General features: G+C 43.0%; 11 protein-coding genes and 1 pseudogene. 6 read left to right on the top strand and 6 right to left on the bottom strand.

The features are described 5' to 3' along the window. Positions 1 to 3: 3 nt before the first annotated feature. The gene (locus ACLD5M_RS00885) at positions 4 to 726 is read right to left on the bottom strand and encodes a metal ABC transporter ATP-binding protein (RefSeq protein ID WP_020628553.1); all 723 of its coding nucleotides are present in this window, start codon (positions 724 to 726) and stop codon (positions 4 to 6) included. Positions 727 to 871: 145 nt separating this feature from the next. Next, positions 872 to 2,053 (bottom strand): metal ABC transporter substrate-binding protein, encoded by a 1,182-nt coding sequence (locus tag ACLD5M_RS00890; RefSeq protein ID WP_410314356.1) that lies wholly within the window; start codon positions 2,051 to 2,053, stop codon positions 872 to 874. Between the two features lie 319 nt (positions 2,054 to 2,372). Between ACLD5M_RS00890 and ACLD5M_RS00895 the strand changes: the two genes are divergently transcribed. The 4 genes from ACLD5M_RS00895 to ACLD5M_RS00910 all read left to right on the top strand — a co-directional run bounded on the left by ACLD5M_RS00895 (position 2,373) and on the right by ACLD5M_RS00910 (position 7,813). After that, positions 2,373 to 3,365 (top strand): NAD(P)H-hydrate dehydratase, encoded by a 993-nt coding sequence (locus ACLD5M_RS00895; protein WP_410314357.1) that lies wholly within the window; start codon positions 2,373 to 2,375, stop codon positions 3,363 to 3,365. A gap of 40 nt (positions 3,366 to 3,405) precedes the next feature. Next, positions 3,406 to 4,056, top strand: a complete 651-nt coding sequence (locus ACLD5M_RS00900; RefSeq protein ID WP_102694712.1) for an HAD family hydrolase — start codon at positions 3,406 to 3,408, stop codon at positions 4,054 to 4,056. A 102-nt stretch (positions 4,057 to 4,158) separates the two neighbouring features. After that, positions 4,159 to 5,091 (top strand): LysR family transcriptional regulator, encoded by a 933-nt coding sequence (locus ACLD5M_RS00905; RefSeq protein ID WP_410314358.1) that lies wholly within the window; start codon positions 4,159 to 4,161, stop codon positions 5,089 to 5,091. Positions 5,092 to 5,257: 166 nt separating this feature from the next. Continuing rightward, a complete protein-coding gene (locus tag ACLD5M_RS00910) occupies positions 5,258 to 7,813 on the top strand; it encodes a M48 family metalloprotease (protein WP_410314359.1) in 2,556 nt (851 codons plus the stop codon). Positions 7,814 to 8,016: 203 nt separating this feature from the next. Here ACLD5M_RS00910 and ACLD5M_RS00915 read toward each other — a convergent pair whose 3' ends face one another. Continuing rightward, entirely contained in the window at positions 8,017 to 11,604 is a 3,588-nt protein-coding gene (locus ACLD5M_RS00915; protein ID WP_410314360.1) for a G5 domain-containing protein, read from the bottom strand. A 242-nt stretch (positions 11,605 to 11,846) separates the two neighbouring features. Here ACLD5M_RS00915 and ACLD5M_RS00920 point away from each other — a divergent pair, with 242 nt between their 5' ends. Continuing rightward, the gene (locus ACLD5M_RS00920) at positions 11,847 to 12,296 is read left to right on the top strand and encodes a Panacea domain-containing protein (RefSeq protein WP_410314361.1); all 450 of its coding nucleotides are present in this window, start codon (positions 11,847 to 11,849) and stop codon (positions 12,294 to 12,296) included. A gap of 342 nt (positions 12,297 to 12,638) precedes the next feature. Next, positions 12,639 to 12,920 (top strand): annotated as a pseudogene (locus ACLD5M_RS00925) (type II toxin-antitoxin system YafQ family toxin). A 201-nt stretch (positions 12,921 to 13,121) separates the two neighbouring features. Here ACLD5M_RS00925 and ACLD5M_RS00930 read toward each other — a convergent pair. From ACLD5M_RS00930 to lepA, 3 genes are all read right to left on the bottom strand, one after another. Continuing rightward, the gene (locus tag ACLD5M_RS00930; RefSeq protein WP_116794068.1) at positions 13,122 to 13,577 is read right to left on the bottom strand and encodes an SLC41A family transporter; all 456 of its coding nucleotides are present in this window, start codon (positions 13,575 to 13,577) and stop codon (positions 13,122 to 13,124) included. 69 nt (positions 13,578 to 13,646) lie between these two features. Next, the gene (gene hemW / locus ACLD5M_RS00935) at positions 13,647 to 14,969 is read right to left on the bottom strand and encodes a radical SAM family heme chaperone HemW (protein WP_410314362.1); all 1,323 of its coding nucleotides are present in this window, start codon (positions 14,967 to 14,969) and stop codon (positions 13,647 to 13,649) included. Further along, positions 14,966 to 16,846 (bottom strand): translation elongation factor 4, encoded by a 1,881-nt coding sequence (gene lepA / locus ACLD5M_RS00940; protein WP_032843669.1) that lies wholly within the window; start codon positions 16,844 to 16,846, stop codon positions 14,966 to 14,968. Before lepA ends, hemW begins: the two co-directional genes overlap by 4 nt. Between the last annotated feature and the right edge of the window lie 17 nt (positions 16,847 to 16,863).

A 16,863-nucleotide genomic window follows, 5' to 3' on the forward strand; every position in this document is an offset into this window, starting at 1 on the left:
AAATCAGCCTTCCGCAATTTCCGAAAAAGTAAGACCTGCAGAAGCAGCAGGAATACTTCCGCCGTAAGCGTTCGTAATATTTTCTTTAGTCATCACTTCTTTAAGCGGACCAAACGCAACCTGATGCCCAGCCAAAAGTAACGCTTTTTCGCAAATAGCATCCGCAATTACCAAGTCGTGAGTAGAAACAACAAAAGCTATTCCTTCTTGCTTAGCGGCTTTCATAATATTAAGAAGCTCTCGGCGATTTGGCTCGTCAAGACCATTAAAAGGTTCGTCGAGCAAAATAAGAGTTGGGCGCGCAACAATAGCACGCGCAAGTAAAATGCGCTGACGCTGACCGCCCGAAAGATCGCCAAAACGAACATCCGCGCGGTTAAGCAATCCAACGTGATTAAGAGCGTCCTCAACGGCTTGTTTTTGCTCTTTTTTAAGCAAACCGAGGAATCCAGTTTTTCTGCTCAAGCCCATGGCAACAACCTGACGAGCAGTAATCGGGAAAGTCAAGTCCAAATCAACCTGCTGAGGCACGTAGCCAATAGACAAAGCTTTTGGCATGCTAAGTTCGCCGTGACTTACGCGCACAATCCCAATAATGGCTTGCAAAAACGTTGTTTTTCCAGAACCATTAGGCCCTATTAAAGCCAAAGCCTCTCCAGGCTCAACACTACCGTTAATACCTGTAACCACGGTTTTATAACCGTAAGCAAGGCTGCAATTTTTCATTGCAAGGACGCTCTTATTCACTATAATTCCAGTCTTTTCAGTTTATTAATAATAAGTATTCGTAACAGTAACTTCTTGCTTTCGCGACCAAAGTTACTGTTACGATACTGTTATTTTTACTGTTATTTTTACTGTTATTTGTATGTTACTTCTTCAATGCAGTTTTGACTGAATCTGGAAGTTCAGGAACCTTACCGTTCCAAGCCTTCACCAATGTTTCAACATTGTGAACAATGGAACCGATGTAGGTTTCACCAGCAGATCCGACTGGTCCAAGAGAATCTCCATAAAGTGCGTCGTCGCCAATAACAGCCTTTACACCTGCAGCTGCAGCCACAGCCTTAATTGACTTGGAATTGTTAGAATTTTCAGCAAAGATTGCCACAGCACCAGACTTTTTAACATCTTCTGCAGCCTGCTTAATATGATCTGCTGTTGCATCCTGCTGGCTGTTAAAGTCAGAAAGTGCTGCACCAATAAACTTCACATTGTAGTCACGAGAGAAGTAACCGAATGCGTCGTGAGAAGTAAAGAGTACGCGATGCTCTTGTGGCACACTGTTCAAAGCTTTAGTCGCCCAAGCGTCCAAATCCGTCAAAGCCTTAACAAACTTTTCAACATGCTCGTCGAAAATCGGCTTGCTTTTAGGAAGAGCCTTGCCTAAGAATGCACCAATATTCTTAACCTGAATCATAGTATTCTTGGTACTTGTCCAAATATGCGGATCGTACTGGAATTCAGGCTCCTTCTCGCCTTCTTCTGGCGGGAATGGCCACTTTTCGGCATGAACTTTAGCAATACCGCGGTCAACCTTGTAAGGAAGATTCTTTTCCTTAGCAGCCTCAGCCTTTGGATCTTTGATTTCGTCTGCGGTAAGAATACCGGAAGTGACGCCCATTGTTCCCTTAAAACCGGTTGCTTCTACAGCCTGATCCAAGAAGTGCTCAAGATCAACGCCGGAAACAAGCATCAAATCAGCTTTTGAAAGAGCTTTAGACTGCGCTGGAGTCATTTCGTGCTCATGAGCAGAAGCGTTTGGTGCAAGCAAGCAAGTCAAGTTAATTGTTGACTTTGCTTTGTTTGCTGGAGCTCCGATTACAGACTTTTTGCCCTGGGAATCGGTTTTATTAAGGCTTAAACCAGAATTTGCGTCTGCAGTTGACGCGATTTGAGTTACGTAATCGCAAATTTGCGTTGTTGTTGCCACTACGTTTACTTGATTGCCTTTTGCATTGTTTTCGGCAGTTTTAGCAGAGCCGCAAGCGCTCATAGAAGTAGCTAAAAGTGCAACCGCAGCGGCAGTTGCGAAAATTCGTGTAGTTTTCACACTCGTTCCTTTCGGGAATCTTTACTGTTATTGCATGGGTTGATTGCGTAAAGTAGCCATGAAAAATTGTTCATGAAAAAAATAATCATTCGCAATAACGCTTATAGCTTAAATAAAATATGCATGAGGGTCAACAATATTTCAAAAATTTCTTTACATTTTTTTATAAAAGCGCGTGTCGCAAAATTTTCGTCTGTTATAATCACGATTTTTCTTGCATTCTGACGGCAAATAGTGTATACGCAAACGAATATACAATCGAATATACAATCGATAAAACATAGCGCACCAATCGCAAATATTTACTACAATCGTATATATGAGTCCACTTGTAAATTTAGCAACAAAAGATGCTAGTAAATGCCTAAAAATACCGAATCAGTCGAGCAATAAGTATTCCAGAGGAGTTTTAGGCGTAATCACTGGCTCTAACGAGTATCCGGGAGCCGCCGTATTAAGCACTCGCGCAGCAGCATACGCAAATATTGGAATGGTTCGTTATTCAGGCCCTCTTCGCGCACAAAACTTAGTGTTACAAGCATCCCCCGAAGTAGTAGCATCGCAAAATTTGCAAGGAAAAGTTGACGCAATAACAGTCGGCTCTGGCATACCAGACGCAAGCCATTGCAACAGCGAAAGCGCACAAGAGCAAAGAGAACAAATTGCGAACATACTTAAAAACTATGAAAACGAAAGCCAATCAAGCAATATTCAATCGCAATCACAAAACGCACTCCCCCCAATATGTGTTGACGCTGGAGCCTTAGATTTACTTCCTAAAAAAGTTTGCGCAAAAGTAGTATTAACACCGCACGCAGGCGAATTATGTTCACTTTTTAAAAGATACGATTTAGAAATAAGCGCTCAAGAAATATTGAAAAATCCTGTTGAGTACGCTCAAAAAGCAGCAGATCTTACTGGAGCAACAGTGCTTGTTAAAGGCGCTAAAACAGTTGTTGCATCTGCAAGCTACACGCATACGCCAATATACATTGCTCAGTACGGCCCAACTTGGCTTGCAACTGCAGGATCTGGGGATGTGTTAGCAGGAATTTTAGGGGCGCTACTTGCACAGAGAGAAAAGCAAGACGAAAGCCGCACAAACTACGCGTTTATTGCAGCAAGCGCAGCGGTAATTCACGGAATTTGCGCAGTATTTGCTTCTAGAAGCAGCGGAGGGAATAGCTACACTCAGCTCGTGCAAGATATGCTAAAAGCAAAAAAGCCGTTGGCTTTAGAACACCCAATTGTGGCAAGCGACATAATTAGCGCACTTCCCCACGTACTTGGGATTCTTATAAATATGAAGTAACTTGCAAAACAGAAACTACCAAAAGAAAGCGAATCTTAGTATGAACACCAAAAAACAGTTTGAAATTCACGACGTTATGTTTGATTATTGCCGAGTTCTACTCGAGTGGAATTGCCGCAATTGCTTGCAAAAACAGTTCCCTAATTTAGTTGACACAATCTGCCCTAACGGAAGCTTTGGAAAAGATGATTTAGCAGGATTCTACGAGTTTGAAGACCGCATGGACGGTGGCGAGCTTTTGAAAGACCTTATGCCAGAATATGAACGCAGATTTGGAAGCGAGCTTGCAGAAGCATTCCGTTGGTATTGCGCAAATTACGATCAGGTTTTAACACGAATGATGCCAGGAATGGTTGATTTGCTTCACGATTTAAAAAAAGCAGGCTACGGAGTGTGGGGACTTACGAATTGGTCGAGCGAAACATTCCCACTGGCACTTAGAAAATTCCCGGAACTTTCAACGCTTTTGCAAGGCACTATTATTTCTGGCGTTGAACACTTACACAAGCCACAGGCGGAAATTTTTGAGCTTGCAATGAGTAGATTTAATCTTGAGGCCGAACACACAGTATTCTTTGACGACAAGCCTGCAAATATTGACGGAGCTCATGCTGTTGGCATGCACGGTTTTGTTTTTACAACAGCCGAGCAGGCGCGTAAAGATTTAGCATCAATTGGCGTTGAGCTTTAATTCTTGCAAATTCGCATGGCGATGCCTTTTGCTAAATTCGTTACCGGCTCTTATTTAACTCACTACTACTTAACTTACAAAAGTTTATAAAGGAAACTCAATATGACTTTGCTACAGCTGAAATATATTGTGAAAATCGTCGACTGCGGTTCAATGAACGAAGCAGCGCGAGCACTTTATATTTCACAGCCTGCACTGAGCTCATCTGTAAAAGAGCTTGAACGCGAGCTAAATATTGAGATTTTTACAAGATCAACTCAAGGAATTGTTTTAACTTCCGACGGTGCAGAATTTTTAACATACGCGCGACAGGTTATTGAGCAAGCCGATTTACTTGAAGAACGTTACAAAAGCACAAAGCCACGCCCACAATTGTGCAGCGTTGCAACACAACACTACATGTTCGCTATTGAAGCATTTGTTGATATGATTCGTAGCATAAATTCCGACGAATACGAGTTTTCTATTCGCGAAACGCGCACAAAAAATATTATTAAGCAAGTAAGCGATATGCGCGCAGATCTTGGACTTTTGTACCTTTCGGACTACAACAAGGATGTAATTGGCAAACTGCTTCGCGAAAAACATTTGGAATTCCACCCACTTTTCCGCGCAACTTTGCACGTTTTTCTTTCCAGAAACAATCCTCTTGCAGCTCACAAAAGCCTGAGCTTGGAAGACTTGAAACCATACCCGTTCATTCAGTACGAGCAGGGCGAAGAAGGAAGCTTCTTCTTTGCAGAGGAAGCAGTGTGGCCAACTCGTCCGCCGAAAAAAATCAACGTTTCCGACCGCGCAACAATCCTGAACTTTATTATTGGACTAAACGGCTACACAATTTGCACTGGAATTAACAACGGCGACTTGAACAACGAAAAAATCGTTACAATTCCGCTAGAATGTGACGACACTATGCTTGTTGGCTGGATTACCAACGAAAGAACTAAACTTTCTAAAGCCTCACTCGCCTACCTTACTCAGCTTAAGTCTGTAATAACAAGGCACGGCTACACGCTTATTGATTCGCAAAATTAGTAATTAATTATCTACTATTTTTTATTAAAGCGACTTATTATGTAGAAAGTGGCTTATTTACAAGGTGCTTTTTTCTTTGAAACGTTAAGGCTATTTTGTGCTGCGGCTGCGTAATTTCTTATAGTTCGTAGATAACTAAAAGAGTTAGAGAGCGAGAATACATAATATGCATAACGACGATTACAATCAGTACGGCGCGAATGGGGAGCCAGAAAATCAGGCGTGGTATCAAGCTGATGATTCGCAGCAAGCATATTATCAGCAAGAGTATCAGCAAGCGGATTATCAGCAGAATCAGACGGAATATCAACAAAATCAACAGGATTATCAGCAAGCAGATTATTCGCAGCAAACAGACTATCAGCAGTCACAATATCAGCCGGATTATCAGACGGGTTATCAACAACAGTCAGATTATCAGCAGCAGACCAACTATCAGCAAGACTATCAGCAGCAATACCAACAACCGCAATCAGATTCATACCAGCAAACCGAATATCAATCGCAAGACTACTATCAGCAGCCTCAAGACACATACCAACAGTCTCAAGGCGCATATCAGCAAGGCAACTATTATAAAAGCGCAGAAGAAATATCAAAACACATATTAGCAACTTCGTATTTTTCACTACTTATACCACTTGCTATTGTTGCAATCTTATTCCTGCTCATCCCATTCATGATACTTGCTGGAATAATAACTGTTTTACTTCACATAGACCTAAGACTGATTCTATTTGTAGGACTAGCCGCTATTTTTGCGCTACCAGCATGGCGATTAAAAACCATTTGGGAAAATCCTGTTCAATCTTTTATTGAAAATTTGCCAAGCGATTACAAATACATAATTTTGCACGGTCGCACCTACGATATTGCGCAGAATTTAAGTAGAGAAATGAGAATTCCTACACCTACTATTTACATATCAAAAATAGCAGCGAACGCTTTTGCACTACGCGACGACGCAAATTCTGCAATTTTTATTAGCGAAGATTTAGCAGATGCGTGCAACGACGACGAGCTGAAAGCCATTCTTGCAAACGAGATGATTCATCTTATGAGCAATGAATGCATAGGTATGACGCGAACAATATCGTTACTATCGCGCATTGCGTATTATCACATTAAAGGACTTAATTCTTCAAACCAGGCATACCACAACACAACTGTTCTTAAGCTTTTTGTTAAGCGCACAAAGCTAGAACCAGCAGATGTAATACCAGTATTATTGAGATGGTATTTAATCGACGCTTTTGCATGCCTTGCCCTGTTGCTTATATTCTTTATGGCACCTGTTTTAGGAACAGTACTTATTGTAATAGGTGCCATTTTGGAAGTAATCTTCTACTCAATAACATTATGCTTTATTGCACAAGCAATTTTCTACCGATCAATTAAAATTTCTCACGCTTACAATAAGATGCTTCAATACGCAAAATCTTATATCAACTGGTCAAAAGAAAACGATATAGATTTGTTGACAATAAAGCATATTCAAAATCCTGCTCACCTTGCTTCAGCATTGCATAAAATTCTTAAATTATCGAATACTTATAATTTCCAGTTATTTAACGTTAATTTACGAGATACGTATGTTGAGCCTGTTCTGCTAGCAGGATTTAACCCTTACTACATTCAGTCGCGTACAGACATAAATCGTTTTGACAATCTTTGCGCCATGTACCCAGGGTTAAGCTCGCAATTTAAGCCATTGCGATACATGGATTCGGAAGAAGGAACCAGCCAGGAGCAAAACAAAAACTCGCAACCTTCTTATGTCAGTAATAACTATTATGCAAATCAAAACTACTACGCAAATAATAGCTATTACGGAAATAATAGCTATTACGGAAATCCAAACTGCTTCAATATGACGTATGCGCTTGAAAAAGTTAGAAGCAAATTCGTCAGACGCTACTTTATTATGCGAAGCCTAGTTTTTGCGGCTCTTTCTTCATCATTCTTCCCATTTAATTTACTTATTGGACCTCTAATCGGCATAGTTTATGAACTTATTCACGACTCTATGCTTTTAGGAAACACAATAAGTAGTTATTTAGGCAAGTATTCGGAGCCAGTAAGAACAGGACGACTTGTAGAGCTTACATACAACATGTGCATGACCCTAAACATGCCTGTTCCAGAAATTTACATACGCGATTGCATAAAAACGGATGCTTTTGTGCTAAAAGATGAAATTCGTTCGGCAATTATTTTTAGCAGCAACCTGCCACTTATGGCCACCGACGAAGAACTAAATTGCGTTATAGCTAGTATGCTCTACCAGCTGCAGTTTGCAGATTGCAACGCATCTTCGAAATTGGTAGTTCAAGTTGATGAATTAATGAAAGCGCTAAAATTCAGGTATTACAAGTACAGGTATGGCGGATCGAAGATTGCAGGATGGGAATTTAGAAAAGACAAAAAGTTCTTGGAAAAGCATCTGCAAGAAATAAGAAACGCGCTTTGCAACTACACACGCTACAAAGAAGCAGATGAGTTTGCTGCACAATTTACAGACAACAGGCAGGCAATGCTATCAATTATGAACAAAATTAATAAGACGATTAATAGCAAAGACTGGGAATCGAAAATGGATACTAATAAGCTCAATATCGATTTTGATGCCTCGTCCTTAATTGGATTCACATTCAACGATTACACCAACTGCCATATGGCAGAAAGAATTCAGGAGCTTGCTGCGGCAGGCGGTGAGCGATAAGCGAGCGATGAGCGAGATAAACGCGCGCGTCGTGATAAGCGCGAGATAAGCGAGATAAACGCGCGATGAGCGAGACAAGCGCGCGAACGTAAGCGAGAATCGTGAGAATAAAGTAGCGCGCAGCTAATACGTTATGCGTTAGCTGCGCGCGATTAATTTTAGCAATCAAAAATCAGAAATCAGAAAGATTGCTAGTAATACTGCTAGTAATTTGAATGCTTAGAGCTCCTGCGCTTTGAAGCAGCGCCAAACAATCCTAGCAATCCAAGCAGCATTGAGCCGAAGGATGCAAAGGACGCGCCAGAAGCATTCGCGCCGGTTGCAGATAGCTTGTGATTCTTGGCGTTGGTGATATTGGAGCCGTTTGCGCCGTTAGAGCCGTTCACACCGTTTGCATTGCCGGAAGCGTTGTCTCCATTAGAGCCGTTCGCACCGTTAGCATTGCTAACGTTTGCGCCAGCAGATGCACCGGCGGAATCAGCAGCACTATTTGCACCATTAGAACCATTGGAATTACTACCATTGCCGTCGTTAGAATGATCGTTAGTTCCGTTGCCATTCCATTCCCAAATATTGAGTTCAGGATTGTACGTCCACGCAGGATCAACAAAATGACCACCGTACGGATTATGCGGGTTCAATCCACCGTGAGTGCCGTCACCGGCTCCGGAGCCAGTGTTGCCAGTGCCGGTGTTTCCTGTGCCACTGCCCTGGCCACCTTCGCCGCCCTGGCCACCGTCACCATGACCACCTTGACTGTCATTTCCATGACCGCCTTGATCGCCACCTTGGCCACCGTCGCCACCTTGGCCGCCTGGATTACCTGGATTATCCGGGTTTGGTGCTGGCGGTGTTGGAGGCTGAGGTGTCTTCGTTCCACGACGCACTACTTCATCAGTAGCAGCTACCTCATTTTCTTTTGATGTGCTCGAAATTTCTTCTGTTAAACCTTTTACAGAATCAACCTTGTATGTTGTTACTAATGTTTCTGAACCTTTTACACCTTTGGTTTTAACAATTGTTTGCCCTTTATCAAGGGTGTCGTCGTCAACATAGGTAGTCTTAAACGCAACGTCCTTCTTTTCCTTTTTAACATTGCCGACTTTGATGACTTTGTCTTTAGAGGGCGTTGTTGTTTTGCTTTCGCTTGACTGAACGGTATTTGTCAGGCCAGTATTCTCATCAACTTTATAAATTGTAGTTGTGGTTTTAGTGCCCTTGTTGCCTTCTGTCGTCTGCTCCTGCTTGTAAGCAAGCGAGCTATCGGCCTCATACTTGGTAACAGGTTGAATATCCTCAGTCTTAACTTCCTTATTACCGACTTTAGTTACACCGTTTACAGCTGCCTTTATTTCGACTTTCGGCTCGCCTTCGACCCACTTGCCGTTTTCCACCTTACCTGTCGGAGTTGTAATCTTCTCTCCGTCCTTTGGGTCACTTACTTTCTGAGTTTGGCCGTAAGGCAATGAATCATCAGCAGTATAGGTCATCTTCGCCTTCAAAACTTCAGAGACTGATGCGCCACTTGCAATATCGGTCCACGGGCGTGAGGTTACTACTGTCGGGTCACTTAAAGTACCATCATCTGGGTTAACTTTGTAAGTCTTAGTCGTGGTTGAGCCGTCGCTGTTTTGAATGACTTCTTTGTTGCCGACTTGTACAACCTCATTAACAGGTTTAGTGCAAGAGCCATTTTTCGCTTCAACTTCCGTAGTTAAGCCAGTAGAAGGGTCTACCTTGTATGTCAAAGTAACTTCTTCTTTACCGTTTTGACCAGCGGTTTTAGTTTCTTGTTTTTGATAAGTAAGATCCGGATTTCCCTCGTAAGTTTTCTTGAAAGGAATATCGCTTGTCTTTTTCTCCAAGTTACCAACTTTGATGACTTTGTCCTTGGCCTTTACGGTCTCTATAGTCGGAGTGCCGTTCACGTTGCTTGTAAGACCATTATTCTCATCAACCTCGTAAATGGTAGTAGTGGTTTTCTTGCCCTTGGTGCCTTCTGTAGTCTGCTCCTGCTTGTAGTTAAGCGTGCTGTCTGACTGATAGACTGTGCCAGGCTGAATATCCTCAGTCGTAACCTGTTTATTACCAACCTTAACAACCTTATTAGTTGCCTTTTTTATACGCATATCGTGATGATCAAGCGTATTGGTTAAACCTGTTTCAGAGTTCACCTCATACGTATCAATTGACGTAGATGTGCCTTTAACACCTTCGGACTGTGTTTCTGTGGTATTGTAAGCAAGATTGCCATCTGCAACATAAGTAATGCCGGGCTCAAGTACGGTAACTGTGGTCGTCTGATTACCAACACGAGCGACGCCGTTGACAACTTTCGTTATTTCTTTTTCCGAAGTGGCATCTGGATCCCAAACGCCGTTTACCATTTTGCCGGTTATGACTTGCTTTTTACCGTCTACCGCTTGCGTATCTGTAACAACCTGCTGATAAGTGAGCGTTGGATCGGCAGTATACGTCGTCTTGGCTTTTACTGTTTCCTCTTTTACAAGACCAAGATAGTAATCCTGGAAGAGTGCAGCAGGCGAATCGCTGTCAAGAATCTCTTTAACCGGCACAGGAATAACATTCTGCGGTAAGTTAAGCGATGGATTCTCGGTGCGAATCTGGGCAATCGCCTTCTGAATAGCTTCCTTAATCTGAGGCTTAATAACCTTCATAGGGTCGCTGGAAGCGGCCTTGCTTGCATCAGGTTTACCGTTTTCGTCGATACGCGAATCATAGACAGCAGGAAGCTCAAGCTCTACCGACTGTTCCTTGTCCTTGGTCTTGTAAATGACTTTGACTTTTTTATAGAACTTGTATTTTTCGGTTTTATTCTTTTCAAGAATTGTCGGGTTATCGGTGATCAAAAGGTGCCAGCTCGGGCCAGTGTATGCAGAACCATTCCAGTGCGTAAGAATAGAGCTTGTGCTATTCATCAACTTCTGAATCGGATTGTCACCGCTCGAATTGACAGTCGTCCAATTATTCGCCACAAGCACGCCGCGGAAAGAATTGAACATGTTCGTAACATCAACAGAATTCTTAAACCTTTTATTGCTGAAATCCAGGACAAAGTTGTCGTTACCTACGCCCGAGAACATCAAATTAAGCTTATCTGCACCTGATACATCCCACTTGGAAAGATCCAGCTTACCTTCAAGCTGGCTGGCCAAGTTAAACATCTTTTCCATGCTCTCAACATGAGATGTATCCCAGTTCTCTACGCCCTTAATATAATGCAGATGATCGGCATCCTTATTATAATTTTGCATAAAGAACGTTGCTAAATTATTTGCAAACTTAATACTTAGATTAGGCGTGATGTTAATGGTTTTGACGTGGACTTGGTAAAACAAAGTATCGTTTGCACTTGGATTCGTAGAATCGTAAATATACACCCGCTTATCGAAGCGTACCGACACTTCATCACTGTCGCCATCAAAGATAAGTACTTTTCTTATTGCTGTAAAATCGTCTTTTTTATTGTCAAGCGAATAGGAAATAACGCCCTCGTTCGCCCCGTTCTTAGGCCGAATAACGAATTCATGCTTTGCTGAATCAAAATAGGCCTCACATCCCGGAAGATTCTTGGCTTCTTCCTCAGATAAAGTCTCGCGCACAGGCGGAAGCGACGAATCAGTCTCACTACTATTACTAGTACTCGCCAAAGCAAAAGCTTTAGAAGGCAAAACTGCAGAAGCAGCAACATTAGCTGTAACAGAACCTGCAATGGCCAAAACTGTAGCGCAAAAACCGGCGCTCAACGGTTGCATAATCTTATTTTTCATAATTGTTTCCTTGATAAATTATCTCTCTTCAATTGGGTCCCCTTGCCATATCATCTAGAAATTGTATACCCCCCCCCGTACGCATTTTTTGCACTTAAACAATCAGATTGCAGCAATCAAAACCTAAAAACTTGCACACAAAAAACGCTAAAAGTTATCCACATTTCTTTAATCGAATTGACGCCCACTTTTGCTATTCATAAAATCTCTATTAATTCGCTGCAAATAAAAGGAGGTGCGCGATGAGCATTATTAACGTAGCGGCAAAAATATTGGAAATTATGGGGCCAATGACAACCATGAAACTGCAGAAGCTTGTATATTATTCTCAAGCGCACAGCTTAGCAACAACTGGATTGTCACTATTCCCTGAAGATTTTGAAGCTTGGACGAACGGTCCAGTTTCATTGGAATTATTCAACAGGCATCGTGGAAGATTTACAATTCGTAGAGAAGAACTACTGATTTCTCTTCCAGAAAGATGTGCAGATTTGGAAGATGAGCAGGTGAAAATCATAAAGGAAGTGTGTGCGAAGCTTGGACATTTTACAGGAAATCAGCTCAGCGAAAGAACGCACAGTGAAGACCCGTGGATTCGAGCAAGGATCGGCATACCAGCAAATCAAGGCAGCGAGGAAATAATTTCCAAGAAGTCTATTCACGACTATTACGTAAATCATCCTGTTGTGTAGGCGTGGTTTGGCGAGGAGCGGTTTGCGAGATGAGTGGTTTGCGAGATGAGCGGTTTTCGAGATGAGCGGTTTGATGCGTAGACATTGGCGGCTTAGTGCGTAGCGCGGTTTGGCGCGTAGGCGTACTTATCACGAGACTTAGTTTGCTGGATACACAAAGTTTTTAACGTGAGATTCAAAAACTTGCCAAAATACAAAAGTTTTTAACGTAGGATTCAAAAACTCGCCAAAATACAATAAAGAAACAATCGCCGCGTTTAAGGAATATGACTACATGAAAGCGCATCCAGAAGAGTACAAGCGCTACGACAATGTTACCGAAGCATTGGAGGACGCACTAAAATGAGCCTAAAAGTCGTATTATTAAATTCATTCAAAAGAGATCTTAAACGTATGAAAAAGCTCGGATACGATATAAGACTCTTAGATAGCGTCGTGCGAATGATTGCATCACAAGAAAAGCTTGCTGAAAGATACTGCGACCACGCACTTACAGGAAACTATTTAGGATTCCGTTAATGTCATGTAAAACCCGACTGGCTGCTTATATATCGCATAGATAACGATGACGTAGTGCTTGTACTTTCGCGCACGGGAACACACTCCGACGTATTCAACGAGTAAATTCTTAAGAAGCAACAAAGCGGAATACAAAATAACAAGGCATAGAAAAAACAACAAGACACAGAAAACAACTAAGGCGAGCACGTTGTGTTACGAGTGCCCGCCTTAATTATTAAAAATAGTTTTATTTATTTATTTATAAACGCGCCTAAATTGACCTAACTTAAATCAACTTAAGTCAACTTAACAACCTAAATCAACCTAAAGCGCAGTTCCATGCTCGTCAAGATGAGGATTTTGCTTAGCGTTGCTAAAGCTAAAGAACAGCCCAAATACACCCAAAGCAAACAGCACTGCAATAGTTATAACGAGCGCAATCGGCTGGCTTGGGAACCACATAATCACCAAAAATGCTAATGCAGAAATCAAAATCACAGCCCAAGAGCAAACGCCAACAACCTTGCGAACTGCGTTCCAAGTGTCGTCGCCTGATTCAGCTCGGCGAATGTTTCGTGCAATTTTTTCTTCTTCAGCCGTCACGTTAGAAGTTGGCTTCCAAGGGCCAGCACCCTTTTCTTGAAGCTTGCGTGAACGCTCTTGAAGATTATATTCGTCAATCATTCCGCCGCGAGCGCGACCCTTTGTTTCATCATACTGCGAAGGAATACCCCTACGATTCTGCTTATCCCTTGCGCGACGCTCCTTGCGGTTTGCCATGATTGTTCCTTTCTACGCTGAAATTTTCGCATACAACGCATCTATTGCACAAAACTTACACAATACGCACTATTTTAGCACGGTAAGACCTTCTTCACACGCGTCAACAATTCTTTCTATTAATAAATCGTTGAGCAGCCTACCTTTGCGTGTTGCAATAATGCGATTTTCGTGCAACACTGCCAAATCTTCATTGCATACTTCGCGTATCACTTTTTGCAAATGCGAATCGTCAAATCCGCGATTAGTCTTTCGCATCTTTGCGCACAATTCATCAACACTAAGCCCTTGACTAATACGCAACCCAAGCATTACTTCTTCTATTAGCGCGTCTTCAACGTTTATGCACTCATAGTTTTGCCACGGCACGTTACCTGCGTTAATCACCTGTGCCCAGCGTTTTGGGTGCAAAATATCCCATGCGCGCAAATTGTATTCTTGATTAGGATTCGCCTTTTTAGCATCCGAATCAACACTTTGCTTGCTAAGAGCGCTTGCCGCATTGTAGTGAGAGTGCGCTCCAGGTCCAATTCCAGCCCAATCAATGTTCTTCCAATATCCAAGATTGTGACGGGACTCAAAACCTGGGCGCGCCCAATTAGAAATCTCATACCACTCTAGGCCAGCAGAACTAAAAAGCTCGTCTGCTAACTCGTATTTTGCTGCTTCATCATCGTCGTTTGGTGCTTGAATTGTTCCAGCAGCAATTTGACGACCCATTTTTGTGTGCGGCTCTACCGTTAGCGCGTATGCAGAAACGTGGTTTACGCCCAGCTTCAAAGCCATTTCTACCGACTTTCGCCAATCGTCTAAACTCTCCCCCGGAGCGCCATAAATCAAGTCCACACTTGAACGCAAACCGCAAGCATTTGCAGCTTTAACTCCGCGCTCTACATTTTCCGGAGTATGCGTGCGATCAAGCGTTTTTAGCACATGCGGCACAGCTGATTGCATACCGAAAGATATTCGCGTAAATCCGCCTTCTGCAAGCTCCTGAATATAAGACTCATCTGCAGTATCTGGGTTTGCTTCAGTAGTGATTTCCGCACCAGTTTTCAATCCCCACAAGTTTCGTATTTCTTGCAAAATTCGAACTAAATCTTGCGCTTTAAGAACAGTTGGAGTGCCTCCGCCGAAGAAAACAGATTGCGCTTTAGGCTCGAAAATTCCGTGAAATTCCTGCCATTTTTTTACAAGACACATCTCTTGAATCGCAACATCAGCATAACCTTCGCGACTTGCTCCCTCACCCAAATCGAGCGCAGTATACGTGTTAAAATCGCAGTAGCCGCAGCGGCGCAAGCAAAACGGCACGTGCACATACACTTCAAAAGGCATACTTGTAGTTTGCGTAGCTGATTTATTTAATTCAGCATCCAACTCTAAACTCATCCTTCAGACTTTTGCGCTGCGCGAATTTTATCTTTAGTATCTCTGTCATTTGCACTCTCATCAGTAGCCAAAGCCGCAACGAATGCTTCCTGCGGAACTTCAACGTGTCCGAGCATCTTCATGCGCTTCTTGCCAGCCTTCTGCTTTTCCAAAAGCTTGCGCTTACGCGTAATATCGCCACCGTAGCATTTTGCGAGCACGTCTTTTCGAAGCGCGCTAATAGTTTCGCGAGCAATAATACGAGAGCCGATTGCCGCCTGAATTGGAATCTCAAACTGTTGACGAGGAATAAGACCGCGAAGCTTCTTCGTCATCATAACGCCGTAAGAATAAGCCTTATCTCGGTGCACAATCGCACTGAAAGCGTCAACCTTATCTCCCTGAATAAGAATATCAACCTTCACAAGGTCAGCAGCCTGCTCACCATCCTCGTGGTAGTCAAGAGAAGCGTAGCCTTTTGTGCGGCTTTTAAGCTGATCGAAGAAGTCAAAAACGATTTCTGCAAGAGGAATTCTGTAGTGCATTTCCACACGGTCGGCACTAATGTATTCCATTGTGCCCATTTCTCCGCGATGCTCCTGGCACAAATCCATTACAGCACCAATAAATTCTTTAGGCGTAATAATATCGGCCGCAACCATTGGCTCAATAATGCGCTTAATTTTGCCTTCTGGAAACTCGCTAGGATTCGTTACGTGATGCTCACTGCCGTCTTCGCTAGTAACGTCGTAAGTTACGTTTGGGGCGGTAGAAATAAGATCCAAGCCAAACTCGCGGCTTAAACGCTCGGAAACAATCTCCATATGCAAAAGACCCAAGAATCCACAACGGAAACCAAATCCCAATGCAACCGACGTTTCTGGCTCGTAAATAAGAGCAGCGTCGTTAAGTTTTAGCTTGTCAAGAGCATCTCGAAGTTCCGGGAATTGCGCGTTATCAATTGGGAACAAGCCTGCATAAACCATAGGCTTAGGGTCGCGGTATCCATCCAAAGGCTCAGATGCGGGATTTACTGCGCTGGTAATGGTGTCGCCGACTTTAGACTGGCTAACATCTTTTGCGCCTGTAATTACGTAGCCGACTTCGCCCGCTCCAAGCGCCTTTGTTGGAGTCATATCTGGGCTAATAACGCCGATTTCAATAGGATCGTGCGTCATGCCGATTCCCATCATATGTAATTTTTCGCGCGACTTAAGTTCGCCATCGACCATACGAATATAAGTAACGATTCCGCGATACGAATCGTAGACGGAGTCAAAAATAAGTGCGCGAGCAGGAGAATCAGGATTTCCGCTTGGTGCTGGAACTTCCAGAACAATTTGATCAAGTAAGTCTTTAACACCTTCGCCGGTTTTGCCAGACACGCGTAGAACATCTTCCGGCTTGCAGCCGATTAAGCCCGCGATTTCTTCAGCATGCTTATCTGGTTCAGCACTTGGCAAGTCGATTTTGTTAAGAACAGGAATAATCGTCAAATTGTGGTCGATTGCCATATAAAGATTAGAAAGCGTTTGCGCTTCAATGCCCTGAGTTGCGTCAACAAGAAGCACCGCACCTTCGCATGCTGCCAGCGCGCGCGAAACCTCGTAAGTAAAATCGACGTGACCAGGAGTATCAATCATGCCAAGCGAATACTCTTTGCCCTCAAAAGTCCACGGCACTCGAACAGCCTGCGATTTAATAGTAATTCCGCGCTCTTGCTCAATATCCATGCGATCAAGGAAGCGGTCGCGCATTTCGCGCTCTGGCACGATTCCGGAAAGCTGCAAAATGCGGTCAGCTACGGTAGACTTGCCGTGATCAATATGCGCAATAATGCAGAAATTGCGTATCAACGATTGATCCGTAAATCCTGGCTGGTTATGCGGTGTAATCAAAGCAAGCATCTCCTTAT

The organism is Gardnerella sp. Marseille-Q9185 (genome assembly GCF_046508745.1).
In the GTDB taxonomy this organism is placed as follows: Bacteria; Actinomycetota; Actinomycetes; order Actinomycetales; family Bifidobacteriaceae; genus Bifidobacterium; species Bifidobacterium greenwoodii.